This window comes from Bacillus sp. FJAT-49711 (genome assembly GCF_018343715.1).
Taxonomy (GTDB): Bacteria; Bacillota; Bacilli; order Bacillales; family Bacillaceae_C; genus Lederbergia.
The window spans coordinates 349779-362880 of the sequence record NZ_JAGYPL010000002.1 but is presented as its reverse complement, the minus strand read 5'-3'; the positions used below and the strand labels follow the sequence as shown (position 1 = coordinate 362880).

Below are 13102 nucleotides of genomic sequence, written 5' to 3'. Positions count from 1 at the left end.
CTTTCTTAGTTCAATTGACTATATTTAATGTTGTAACTGATTCTCTGATCACTAGTTCACCAGGTAAAGTGATAAATTTTTCTACTGGTTCTTTTTGAATAACTTTATACAAAACGTTAAATGCCGTTACCCCTTTATTTTTTTGGTTTAATCTAATTGTAGTTAATGGCGGCTCTAAAAATTGCGCATAAGAGACATCATCGAATCCTACAATTGAAAGTTTATCCTTATTAAATAAACCTTTCCTTCTTAAGTAGTGAATCAGTTTTACCGCTAAAAAATCTGAAGAAACTACAATAGCCGTAAATTTATCTAAACTTTTAGCAATTGTTTCAAAATCTTCATTAGTGAATAATAACTTTTTATTAAAATTATTTCCATTTTCCTTTATCGCTCTTATAAAGCCCATAAAACGTTCGTTAATTACACCGGTCTCATCGGGATTAAATTTAAATGATAGAAAAGCAATATTTTCATGTCCTTGCTCTAGTATAAACTTAGTTGCATCATACCCTGCTTTTTCATCTGCACTACATATAAAAAAGCGATTTGACAAATTTTTATATTTATTTCTCATTGTATTTGAAAAATGAGTGTCTACAAATACAACTGGCGTATCTTCTGAAACCTCTTTTTGAACGCCTTCAAATATTTTCTCCAGAACTCCTACGACAATAAATCCTTCAAACTTCCAATTATTTTGTACAGCTATTATGTCCTCTATCGATTGAAAATTATATACTAATACAAAGTATCCCAAATCCTTTGCTTTCTCTTCTATTCCTGCTAATACCTCTGATACGAAGGGGTCAGAGAAGTTAATTCTCTCTCCCTCAGAATGGTATAAAAGTCCAATTAAATTTGAGGAAGAATTTGATAATGATCTAGCATTCATATTTGGGGTATAATTGTACTTTTTGATAATACTCTCAATCAGTTCTATTTTTTCTTCAGAAACTCGATTTGTTCTTTTTTTAATGACATTTGTGACAGTAGTCATACTGACTCCAGCTTCATCGGCAATCCTTTTTAAATTTACTTTCATACTAGATTCCTCGCTTACATTTATTGCCTGATTTTTTCAGGTTGGACCCATATATTCGCCCTTATGTTTTGTCATTTGGCAACAAAAATTAAAACATAAGAGACAAGGGATCTCCCCCCCCCTGTCCTTTATGCTTTAGAAAAAATATAAATTGAAATAATACTATTATTTTTCTAATTTTATTCTTAATAATAGAAATTCGACATTTTACTGTTAAATTCCTGCCAGAAAGAATTTGGAGATTTATATAGGCTTCGATTATTAACTCAATTCATTATTTACCTGAACCACTTTGAATACCTGCAATAAATTGCTTTTGGAATACGAGGTAGATAATTAAAACAGGGATAATTGCAACTGACGTAGCTGCAAAAAGGCCGCCATAGTCCGTACCATATTGACCATTAAAGATTCTTAAACCAACTGGAAGCAACTGTTTCGCCTGATCATTTATCATTAAATAAGGCCATAAGAAATCTTCCCAACTCCATAGAAATTGAAAGATTGCTAAACTTGAAATCGTATTTCTAGACATCGGTATAATAATTCTATGAAATATAAACCAATCTGAAGCTCCATCTACCCTTGCCGCCTCTAACATTTCATCCGAAATCTGCGAAATGGATTGCCGAAACATAAAGACTCCAAATGCACTAACCATAGAAGGAATTATTAAAGATGTGTAAGTATCTAGCCACCCAAAATCCATCATCATTTCATATTTAGGTATAATGGTGACTGCCCAAGGGATCATCATTGTAGATAACACAAGTGAAAACAGAAAATTATTACCTTTGAATTTAAATTTCGCAAAAACAAAACCTAATAATACACTCGTATAAATAGTAATTAATGTTATTACAATTGATATAAATAAACTGTTTCCAAACATCCTCATAAAATTAAATTTTTCTTGAATCCCGACATAATTATTTAAGGTAAACTCGCTTGGCCAGAAGGAACCTCCAATTTTAACAATCTCACTATTGGGCGCAAATGAAGAAACTAACATCCACAGGAAAGGTATGATTGTTATGATCGCCATTGCTAAAAGGATGAGATTGAGAGCGATTGTTTTAACTTTTTTCATGGTGTCATCTTCCTTTCACCAGTCACTTTAAACATTAATGCTGTCAAAATACCAATTATCACAAATAATATGATTGACATGGCAGAAGCTGTTCCAAAATTGTACTTCACAAATGCTTCATCAAAGATTAAGTATGAAATAACATAAGTTGAAGTTCCAGGTCCACCCTCTGTCATAATTAGAATCTGCACATATGCTTGAAGGTATGAAATTAAAGACGTAATGACAACAAATATAGTTATAGGTTTTAGTAATGGAAGAGTAATATGGACAAATTTCCGGAATTTACTAGCACCATCAACATCAGCGGCCTCAAAAACATCCTTAGGCAATCCCATTAAACCAGCCAAAAAAATGACCGCAGCATAGCCATAATCTTTCCATATTGTCATTATGGTTATAGCAGGCAAAGCATATTTCGTATCATTCAACCAATTAATGTCCAAATTAAAAATATTATTAATTAAACCAAACTGAGGATTAAACATCCATAACCAAACAAATGAGACTGCTACTAATGGAGTAATTGTTGGCATATAAAACAATCCATTAAAGAATGACTTGAATTTTACCAACCTTGAATATAATAACATTGCCAGCCCTAACCCTATAACAACTCGGAAAAGTACTGAAAAGAAAGTGAAGAATAACGTATTTTTAATAGACTCCCAAAACAATTTACTTTGAATGACCGTTTTAAAGTTAGCTAATCCGACAAAATCATATTTATCAATCAGTGGATTCCAATTATGTAAACTTCCTGCAAAAGCTTTGAAAATTGGATAAATCATAAAAATGGAGAAATATACGACTAGAAATAAAATAGCTGTGTTTTTCAAACTTAACCATTTTTTGATGTTTCCTTGATTAGAGGCCCCCATGTTTATCTCCTTCTTTAATAATGAAGGCAGCAGACACTTAGCAGTGACCGCTGCCAATACATATTTATTTTAGTTCACTATAAAATTGATACTTGTCTTCTAATGATTTAAAGTTAGAATCTTTCATATCAGATTCCATTTTTTCTTGGCCTTCTTTTATAGATGCGTTTAGATCTTGACCATTATATAAGATATTTTCTATCACTTGATTAGCTGTTGTTTCAATTGTTGCAGGGAAAGGTCCTGGCCAAATCAAGCGTTCGATTCGAGGTGCTAAAACTTTCAAAACTGGATCATTCAAGATCTCTTCATCTTCAACTAATGATTTTTTAGTCGGGAAAGATGCATTTAAAAACGCAACTTCTTTTGAATAGTTATCGTTAGCCAATAGATACTTTAGAAAATCTTGTGCTACAGCCTGTTGTTCATCTGATTGATTAGTATTTATTCCCGGTGTACTTTCACCGTTATATCGATCATATGCAAATGGGACATCTTCTGAAGGCGTAGGGGTAGCAAACACTCCATATTCAATATCTGGATATTTATTGGCTAATTCACCCGCCATCCAGCCCCATTTATAAACCATAGCGGACTGGCCATTACCAAAACTCATAGTTGAGTCATCCCCAAAGTCTTTCGAGCCTACTTTATCTACTTCATATAGATCGACTAAAAGCTTTGTAGTTTCCTTTGTTGCTTCATTATCAAAGTTTGCAGTCTTGCCGTCTTCCTTAAACATTAAAACTCCTTTTTGATAATTCATACCTTGGTAAAGGGCATTATATCCGCCGCCTCCATTGTAATTAAAGCCGGCTTGTACCATTTTGCCATTTTCAACTTTTGTTAACTTTTTCGCAACTTCTCTAAATTGATTCCAAGTCTTTGGTATATCTGAATCTGTTAATCCTGCCTCAGTCCAAAGTTTCTTATTATAATAGATATTTCCTGTATTAATTACTGAATCTATATAATAAACCTTACCATCAATCACATGAGGATTTACGGAGTTAAAATCAGCTTCCAAATCACTTACAGGAATATCATAAGGAGCTAAGTATGGGATTAAGATATCATGTTGAGAATTATGGATTCCGAACATCGCTGGTCCGCTTTTCCCTTTTAAGGCTAGTGGCAATTTAGTCCAAATATCATCCCAAGGTTGTACTGCAACTTTTATTTTTACATTTGGATATATTTTTTCATATTCTTTAGCCATTTTGATTACTGCATCATTGTCTACCCAAGTCCAATATTCGATTTCTATTGGATCACCGTTATTTACTAGTTTATTTGGATCATACTTTATTGTTTCGCCCATTACCTCTAAACCTTTGTCTGCCTGCTCATCCTTAATTCCTCCAGAATTGTTTTTGCTTGATGAACACGCTGTCAAAGCAACCAATAATAAAGCTAGCATCATTATTCCAAGAAATTTTTTCATTATAGTACCTCCATTTTTTAAGTTTAACGTTAAACTAGTTGCGGTATTTTTAAGTTTAGCGTTAAACCTAATTAAAGTAAAGCGTTTTTCAAATTTAGTTTTTGCATAATTAATAAGGGCATGCCTACAATAGCACACACCTTCTGGAATTATATTAATTAATCCTTATCTTTCTTTGAAAGACACTATAAGGAAAAATACAGCACTTGCCTATCGATTTATCAAGCATAAAATAAACTTAAAGAAAACATATACTTTACTTAATTAAAATCTACCCCTTGATAAAATTAAATTAATATATTACTTTTTTAATTGTTGAACTAAATATTCAGCATCGGCCACTACCCCTAATAAAAGAGCTGAACCTCTATGCTGCTGCCAAGGCAGACCAAGAAAGTATAAACCATCATGTTCCGTTACCCCTCTTCGATGCTTTATATTACCATTTTCATCAAAAAGACTTGCAACTTCAATCCATGAAAAATCTTTGTAAAAACCAGTTGCCCAAATGACATTCTGTACGTGTAAAGTCGACAAATCATCAAATTGAAATGAACTTTCCTTCATTGATTTAGTTCTCGGTTTAAGTTGAATTTCTTTTTTCTGGACTTTCTCTTTTAATTCATAACCAAATACTGGATCTGGTTTCCCTTTTACTTTTTTTCCGATAAAAGAGTCACCACTTGCTTTCAATAGTCCTAGTTTCTCATACCACCAAAAAAAGCTTTTCTTACCGATGGATAAAGGAAGAAACTGAATCTTATGTCCAATAGATAAATATGTTTCATGGGAAGCCGATAGTTCAACAGCTATTTGTGCACCAGAGTTCCCCCCTCCAACGACTAGTACAGAACCCTGATTTAGTTGCGATTTATTTTTATATTCGGAAGAATGAAGCTGTACAATATCTTTAGGAAGTTCTTTTGCAAAAGATGGAATTCTAGGAGTATGAAAAGGACCTGTTGCGATGATCACTTTTTTCGTTTTTATAATAGAGTCATTCGTGACTATATAGTATTGACCGTTTTCCTTCCGAAGCTTTGTCACTTCACACTTCAACTGAATAGGCAAATTGAACGATTGAGCGTATTGCTTCATGTAATTAGCAACTTCATTTTTTGTGGGAAATCCGGAAGGATCACCCTTCAATAGCAGACCTGGTAATGAACTATATAATCTCGGGTAAATAATACTAGTGAGTCATACCGTTTTCGCCAAGCATCACCGATAGATTCATTATTATCGAGAATAATAAAAGATAAAGACATTTTCCTTAAGTAATAACCCATGGCCAATCCTGCCTGGCCACCACCAATAACGACTACATCGTAAAACATACATCCACCTCTACCACTTAATTACTAGTTTTTCTATGCTTTTTTGTTTGAGGACTCATTTGCTGCTCAAAGCTTGCAATAATTTACTTTGTATCACAAACATATAGTAGACAATACGGATCTTCATTTTCAACCTATTTATGAAAAATAAAAAGCCAAGCAAGAATGCCTGACTTTAAAAACCACTATTAATTTGTATTACGCTTTTTTCACAAATTCTGATTTTAACTTCATTGCACCAAATCCATCTATTTTACAATCAATATCGTGGTCTCCGTCGACTAGACGGATATTTTTCACCTTTGTACCAATCTTTAAAACGGAAGAGCTTCCTTTTACTTTCAGATCTTTAATGATCGTCACCGTATCGCCATCGTTTAAGATATTTCCGTGAGCGTCTTTTACTACCTGTTCATCTGTAGAAATTCCATTTTCTTGCACACTCCACTCATGGGCACACTCTGGACAAACGAGAAGGCTCCCGTCTTCGTACGTATATTCAGAATTGCACTTAGGGCAATTTGGTAAATTAGACATAATTGCATTTCCTCCATTATTCCATTCTTTCCATCTATGCCTATCGTACCATATTAAGCCAATAAATAGGCGGAAACAAAGGAAATCACCATCATTGCTACGAACACGATATCCATTTTTGAATACGTTGTCGGATAGAAGTACGTTCTCTTAGCACCCATTTGATAACGTTTTGCTTCCATCGCAACAGCAACCCTTTGGGCTCTGCGTATACTTTGTGCAAATAAGGGTACGGTGTACATTCTTAATCTTTCAAAATAGCCTTTTACACCTTTAGAAAATTGAACGCCTCGCACTTTCAATGCATTAGTTCTTGTTTGTAATTCATCGACAATTACAGGCAACATGCGGATCGACGCAATAAAGCTATATGCATACTTAGAGGGAAGACGAAATTGTTGCATAAGTGCATAGAAAAAAAGAATCGGTTTTGAAGTTAATACGAAAGCCAGGCCTAAAAAGCCGAAACAAGCGGTTTTATACCCTAATAATAATCCATAGTTGACACTTTCCTCTGATATTTTAATGAGACCCCATGACCACCAAACTGTTTCCCCTTTTCCAAATAAAATCATCGTAATCGCCGATGAAAAAAACGAAAGGATAATCGGCAGAGAAAAAAGGAGTAATCTTTTCCAAGAATATCCGCTGAATCCGTATAAAATGATTCCATATAAGATCATTTGATTGAAGGTAAAGCCAACGTTTTGATTGAATAGGACAACTAGGAGCATGATGAAAAATAAGGCGAATTTCAAGGCAGGGTTAACACGGTAAAGCCATGTTTCTCTAACGGGAGTGAACCATTCCTGCATATGCATTCTCCTTTCCTTTTTGCTCCTGTTGAATCAATCTTCCCTTATCAATCGTCCATACTTCAGTCGTAAAGTGTTCAGCAATCATCATATCATGAGTAACCATAATGATAGTCGTACCATTTTTGCGCAGTTCTTCTAATTGCTCTAGAATAATAAAAGTGTTTCTTGCATCTTGGCCAAATGTCGGCTCATCGAGTAAAAGTACGTCAGCCCCTTGAGCAAATGCAGTTGCTACACTAAGCCTGCGTTTTTGCCCAATTGATAATTGAAATGGATGACGATTTTCATTGACGTGGATTTGGAACATGTCTAATAAATCCATTACGTTCGGACGAATCTCGGTATCAGGCAATCCAGCTGTTGCATACGAAAAGGCAATTTCCTCAAAAACGGAATTCGTTACAAATTGAAGCTCGGGATTCTGGAAAACGAGTGAGAGGCCTGATGGCGGAGTCTTTTTCTTTTTTTTCAAGTCAATCTTTTTTTCTCCAACTTCATACTCACCCGATGTACGAATCAATTGCATTAATGATAAAAGAAGCGTACTTTTTCCAGCTCCGTTCTCACCGATAATCGCAACCCAGCTTCCTTTTCTTACTTCTGCCCCATGTATAGTTAATTTTTCTTTTTTCCCCCGGTATCCTTTAAAATCCTGAAGTTTCATAATGGACGAACTTGGAGTTTTTTCTAATCTCCGAGACTCTTCAATTCTTTTAAATTGTACCGAATTAACATAATCATGCCACACATCGGGATACCAAATACCATATTCGATAAGCTCCTTATGATGCCTTTCAAAAATAACGGACGGATGTCCGTCAGCAATGATTACTCCATTCGGATTGAAAAGAACGACACGATCAACCCAGTCGGCAATTTGATCAATTTTATGCTCAACAATGATGACTGTTTTATCCTTTGCTATTTCCTTCACTGAATCCCAGATTTGAACTGTACCTTCCGGATCCAACAAAGCAGACGGTTCATCAAGAAAAAGAACATCTGGCTGAAGTAATAATACCGAAGCGAGCGCCAAACGCTGTTTCATGCCTTGAGATAGATCCTGAATCAACGTGTGCACAACCAGTGAACCTAAACCCACACTTGCAAGAGCCTCTTTAATTAGCTCATCCATTTGCTCCCGTGGTATATTCAAATTCTCCAACACAAAGGCTAGTTCTTCATCCACATAAGGCATACAAAACTGCGTATCAGGATCTTGAAAAACGAATCCCCATGAATCAGGGAGCAGGATTGAATCATATTTGAGAGGAACTTCAATTGAATTAGGAACAATCCCGCTTAGCACCTGAAGTAATGTTGATTTTCCGCAGCCGCTCGGGCCAAGCAACAAAACCTTTTCTCCCTTTAAAACGGTAAAGGAGAGATCTTTGAAAATCAAAGATGGCTCTCCTGGAAATTTTAGTCGTAAGTTTGAAACTCCCATTATCGTATCCTGTTGTTTTTTACTCAAAGGAATCACCTAACTTTTTGAAAAAATAAGAGTATTGAGGCCCTTCTCAACCAATACTAATCTATTTATCTAGCAGCGAATATTCTTCCTTGGAAACCGGCCTTATTAAATTCGTTACGCCCGTCCCTTCTAAAGCACGAACGATATAATAAGCGAATACTCCTGTAAATAGGAAAGCACTAATTACGCGTAATCCGTATTTCGTAAATAACGCCCATGCTTCCAAATTCGCATACCCATAAAACAAATCTAAAAAGAAGCCAGCAAAACAAGATGCAATCCCAGCTAATCCCGCGACTATAATCCCGAATTTCTTATACCTGAATCCAGCGAATAATAACTCGGCTCCTAAGCCTTGAACAAAACCATAAATAAGAACTTCTATGCCATGGCCGATAAATGCTGATAGCCCCGCCGCAGCTACACTTGATAATAACGCAACACCAGGCTTTCTAATAAGCAAAAAGGCAAATGGAGCAACCATAAACCACATTCCATAAATTAATTGACGTGCAACCGGAAGCATTGGCTTTACAACCGTGTATAAATCATCCCAAAACTTCATAATAATACCGAAAACAATCCCGATCATCACAGTGATCAGTATATCTGTAAATTTCAATTTCACCTTACCCAACCCCTTTTCTCTTTTTATACAAAAAAAGCCGTCTGAATGCGCAGACGGTCGAGAAGGGCCCTAAAAATGATCATACTTGATCAATGTTCTCTACGCTGGCATTACCCAGATCAGATTAACGGTCAGCAGCGGACAATAGCTGCTATCTCAGCCTGATTCACTCAAGCACCCGGACGGACATTTTATGTAGTTAGCGATAGTATAGCGCAGTTTTCTAAATATATCAAACTCAGTCCGCTGTATTTAGCGTATGGCCGCACAAATCAACCCAAAATATGTAGGAGCCTCATATGATAAAAATTCCACTTGTCTTTCTTCAGGTAAAATGGCTCCCGCAAGAATGAGAGTTTGCCATATTCCATCTGGCTTGGCTGCTTCAATAAAATCTGCCTGGAAGTCAGCCATTTTTTCAAGCTCGTTATTCTTAATCAAGGCTACCACTTCTTCATCTAATTTCTTAGCCGCAGGATCAAATCCATAAGGTCCTTCTTCATCATGTGCATGTGACCAGTCGCAACTTGCAATAAATCCTATTCGCCTTAATGATTTTTGAACTGTATCCCTTAAGGCTTTACCAAATTCCACATGCTTTTCGAATGAAAGATCCCTGGATGGAGTGATGACAACAATTGGAACATTGGGCATGAACCGTAGTGGAACAATCGCCCCCCAGTCAAGCGGCAGACAGGAAAATGAACCCGACGAAGTTCCATAATTTATAGTACCTACTGGAAGCCCTGCCTCTATTGCATTCTTTGCAATACTCTGCGCCAAATCACGGTCCACGAACTTCTCCATTGTAAAAGATGCATCATTTTCATCGACAGTCCCAACCATTCTTTCCGAGCTTGAAATCGAAAATTGGTTGTTAATCCGAGTCCCATGAGGGGTTAAAACAATTAAGGCATCGGGGTTTGCTTCCTCCATTTCTTTTCCCAGTCTCGATAAACTTTCACGTGTGGCCGCCATTCTGTTCATATTAGTTCCTTGCAATTCTGGAATAATTTCTCCCCCATGCGGGCAAATACATGAAAATACAAATGGATTCATTATCCTACTCTCCTATTCAAAAGAATGCCTTTTTTCATTATTATTACATTTTTTTGTTTAAAAAAGAAAATGTTTATGTGCATCATTGACTTAATTACTAACCAGTGGTTATAATATAACCATCGGTTAGTAAATCTCAAAAGGAATGATTTTTTGATATGAAAAGCAGACAAGAACAACGCTCAGAAGAAACGAAAGAGCAAATTTTAAAAGCTGCGGGAACATTATTTGCTAATAAAGGATTTGACTCAGTATCTATCAGGGAAATTGCAAAGGAGGCAGGATGTTCACACACAACAATCTATCTTTATTTCAAGGATAAAGAAGCATTGCTGCATCAGCTTTCTATGCCCTCGTTAGAAAAACTATATAAACAGTTGAATTCGATTATACTCGCTGACACGTTAAGCGCAGAGGATAAGCTAAAAAAAATCAGTCATGATTATATTCAATTCTGCTTAGAAAATAAGAATATGTTCGACGTCATTTTCAATGTTAAATCAACGAGAGTAGATGAAATTGACCCGAAATCAGAAATAAATATACTGCGTTTAAAAATATTCTCATTAATGAAGCAAGTTTTACGAAACTGTCTCTCAATACCTGAGAATGAATTATTATTAAACTTTTCTCGTATATTTTATTATCAATTAAATGGCATTTTGAGTACGTATTCTTATCTCCATGAACCAATTGGTGAGTTGATGAAAAGATTAACACCGACATTTAACCTCTCTGTAGAAATATTAGTTTTGGGATTCAAGGAAAAATTGATTCAAATGGGGGATGACTGATGAAAATAAAACAAGTTTCTGAACATATTTGGAGTTTAAGTATTTGGATGTTAATACCCGTTCATATTTGGATAGTAGTGGATGAAGGTGAAGTAACTCTTGTAGATGCAGGTATTCCAAAAATGGCTAAAAGAATTTTAAAATTCATTAACGAGTTAAAGAAAGGGCAACTAACAAGGATTCTTCTTACTCATGGACATTCAGATCATATCGGTGCGATAAAACCAATCTTACATACTTCTGAAGTTCCTGTGTATGCGCATCGAATAGAAATTCCTTATATGACAGGTGATTTACCATATCCAAAAAGAAAAAAACTAGAACAGAACGTAACAAAAGAAGTCGTTCGACCACTTCCAGAAGATGAAACTGGTCATCTATTGTCCCTTGGCGGACTGACTCCATACCATACACCTGGTCACTCCCCAGGTCATGTTGCTTATTATCACGAAAAGGATCAAGTTTTGTTAGCTGGTGACCTCTTTACTTCCAAAAAGGGAAAACTCCATCGGCCAATGTCAATGTTTACAGCGGACATGGAAGAAGCTGTAAACAGCAGTGCCATCATTAAAGAGCTCAAACCAAAAAAGGTAGAAGTATGCCACGGCTATACAGTTCTTAATCCTGAAGATCATATAGAAGAATATATAGAGAAATTGGGGGACATAAAAAAATGATTGCTGTCAAATACACAATACTCTTCATCTTCTTTTTAATGGAACTATGTGCCCTTGCAGTTTTTTCTTATTGGGGATTTTCATTAAACAGTGGATGGGCTGTTAAAATCTTTTTTGGAATAGGGGCGCCTCTTTTTGCAGCCATATTTTGGGGTATATTTCTCTCCCCTAAAGCTCCTTTTCCAGTACCTATATATGCAAGATTTCTATTACAGTCATTAATATTTACTTTAGCTTGCACTGCTCTTTACTTATCCAAAACTGGAAAACTCGCATTCATATTTGGAACTATAGTGGTCATTGAAATGATTTGCATATACTTTTTCGATAAAAGTGAGACATTCTAATATCTTCATTACGCATTATTTGAGGCCAAAAGTTTAATTATTGACTAAATAATTCATTTAAAAAAACTTATTAGCTTTCGATAATCTTCAAAAACTTATTAGATGCCGGTGAAAGCGGAACACTTTTTAAATAGCAAACACCAATACTTCTGCTTGGAATTTCTTCGATGACAGGAATTTCCCATACTTTCCTTTCGGTCAAATCTTCTTGAGAAAATTCTTTCGTAACACACGCGATTCCTAAATTAATTTTTGCAAACTCCAGCAATAAATCATGTGATCCCAATTCAAATTCCGGAAAAAGCTTGATTCCCTTTGAAATCATATAATCCTCGACATACAATCTCGAATTTGACTTCGGTTCAAGCATAATTAATGGCAATTTCACTAATTTTTCTAAGCTCAATGGTTTAGACAATAAATATTTAAATTTCTCTCCGCAAACAAAAATGTCATGGATGTCTATACACGGTCTTAGCTCCAATGCCTGGTCTTCCAACGGGAAATTGCAAACCCCGATGTCAACTTCTCCTGACTTAAGTAATGAGCATATCTCTGTCGTTGTCCCATTCACCATTTTAAATTTAATATTTGGATAGTGATTGTGGAAAGCTTCTAAGTATGGGAGTAAAAAATGGCGGGAAATTGTGTCGCCAACACCTATTTTTAATTCACCTGCAGTTAAATTTTTAAATTCCAAAAGCTTATCTTCCCCGGCTTCAATTAAGTTAATGGCCGAATTGGCATGTTCAAATAAAATGGCACCTTCGTCAGTTAATGAAACACCTTTTGGCGTTCGATTAAAAAGACGAGTGTCTAATTCTCTTTCTAATTGCATAACCGCTTGGCTAACGGCAGGCTGAGTCATAAAAAGCACTTTTGCCGCTTGCGAAAAGCTATTTTTTTTTCCTACCTCACAAAAAACTTTATACAAATCTAATTTACTAACCATATAAGCTCACCTTATACCC

General features: G+C 35.6%; 13 protein-coding genes, 1 pseudogene and 1 riboswitch. Of the genes and pseudogenes, 3 read left to right on the top strand and 11 right to left on the bottom strand.

Translation table 11 applies throughout. The features are described 5' to 3' along the window. Positions 1-10: 10 nt before the first annotated feature. From KHA96_RS09380 to KHA96_RS09335, 10 genes and pseudogenes are all read right to left on the bottom strand, one after another. Complete coding sequence (locus tag KHA96_RS09380) at positions 11-1045, bottom strand: LacI family DNA-binding transcriptional regulator (RefSeq protein WP_213129047.1); 1035 nt, start codon at positions 1043-1045, stop codon at positions 11-13. 274 nt (positions 1046-1319) lie between these two features. Next, positions 1320-2135, bottom strand: a complete 816-nt coding sequence (locus KHA96_RS09375; protein ID WP_213129046.1) for a carbohydrate ABC transporter permease — start codon at positions 2133-2135, stop codon at positions 1320-1322. After that, the gene (locus KHA96_RS09370; RefSeq protein WP_213129045.1) at positions 2132-3016 is read right to left on the bottom strand and encodes a carbohydrate ABC transporter permease; all 885 of its coding nucleotides are present in this window, start codon (positions 3014-3016) and stop codon (positions 2132-2134) included. Before KHA96_RS09370 ends, KHA96_RS09375 begins: the two co-directional genes overlap by 4 nt. 64 nt (positions 3017-3080) lie before the next feature. Further along, positions 3081-4460 (bottom strand): extracellular solute-binding protein, encoded by a 1380-nt coding sequence (locus KHA96_RS09365; RefSeq protein WP_213129044.1) that lies wholly within the window; start codon positions 4458-4460, stop codon positions 3081-3083. 300 nt (positions 4461-4760) lie between these two features. Beyond that, a pseudogene (locus KHA96_RS09360) lies at positions 4761-5797 on the bottom strand (flavin-containing monooxygenase). A gap of 198 nt (positions 5798-5995) precedes the next feature. Next, on the bottom strand, positions 5996-6334 hold the full coding sequence (locus KHA96_RS09355) for a zinc ribbon domain-containing protein YjdM (protein WP_213129043.1): 339 nt from the start codon (positions 6332-6334) through the stop codon (positions 5996-5998). A 53-nt stretch (positions 6335-6387) separates the two neighbouring features. After that, a complete protein-coding gene (locus tag KHA96_RS09350; RefSeq protein ID WP_213129042.1) occupies positions 6388-7149 on the bottom strand; it encodes an energy-coupling factor transporter transmembrane component T family protein in 762 nt (253 codons plus the stop codon). Then, positions 7124-8626 carry an ABC transporter ATP-binding protein gene (locus KHA96_RS09345; protein WP_249315428.1) on the bottom strand — a complete coding sequence of 501 codons (1503 nt, stop codon included), beginning with the start codon at positions 8624-8626 and terminating at the stop codon, positions 7124-7126. The genes KHA96_RS09350 and KHA96_RS09345 overlap by 26 nt, the downstream gene beginning before the upstream one ends. Before the next feature lie 61 nt (positions 8627-8687). Then, the gene (locus tag KHA96_RS09340; protein ID WP_349305721.1) at positions 8688-9254 is read right to left on the bottom strand and encodes an ECF transporter S component; all 567 of its coding nucleotides are present in this window, start codon (positions 9252-9254) and stop codon (positions 8688-8690) included. A 77-nt stretch (positions 9255-9331) separates the two neighbouring features. Next, positions 9332-9446, bottom strand: a riboswitch (TPP riboswitch). A 60-nt stretch (positions 9447-9506) separates the two neighbouring features. Further along, positions 9507-10313 carry a DODA-type extradiol aromatic ring-opening family dioxygenase gene (locus KHA96_RS09335; protein ID WP_213129040.1) on the bottom strand — a complete coding sequence of 269 codons (807 nt, stop codon included), beginning with the start codon at positions 10311-10313 and terminating at the stop codon, positions 9507-9509. Between the two features lie 158 nt (positions 10314-10471). Here KHA96_RS09335 and KHA96_RS09330 point away from each other — a divergent pair, with 158 nt between their 5' ends. The 3 genes from KHA96_RS09330 to KHA96_RS09320 are packed head-to-tail and all read left to right on the top strand — an operon-like array spanning position 10472 to position 12131. Next, complete coding sequence (locus KHA96_RS09330; protein ID WP_213129039.1) at positions 10472-11107, top strand: TetR/AcrR family transcriptional regulator; 636 nt, start codon at positions 10472-10474, stop codon at positions 11105-11107. Next, positions 11107-11784, top strand: a complete 678-nt coding sequence (locus KHA96_RS09325; RefSeq protein WP_213129038.1) for an MBL fold metallo-hydrolase — start codon at positions 11107-11109, stop codon at positions 11782-11784. The genes KHA96_RS09330 and KHA96_RS09325 overlap by 1 nt, the downstream gene beginning before the upstream one ends. Beyond that, on the top strand, positions 11781-12131 hold the full coding sequence (locus KHA96_RS09320) for a YrdB family protein (protein WP_213129037.1): 351 nt from the start codon (positions 11781-11783) through the stop codon (positions 12129-12131). Before KHA96_RS09325 ends, KHA96_RS09320 begins: the two co-directional genes overlap by 4 nt. 70 nt (positions 12132-12201) lie before the next feature. On the opposite strand, the gene KHA96_RS09315 is transcribed toward KHA96_RS09320, so the two are convergent. Then, positions 12202-13083, bottom strand: a complete 882-nt coding sequence (locus tag KHA96_RS09315; RefSeq protein ID WP_213129036.1) for a LysR family transcriptional regulator — start codon at positions 13081-13083, stop codon at positions 12202-12204. Positions 13084-13102 lie beyond the last annotated feature (19 nt).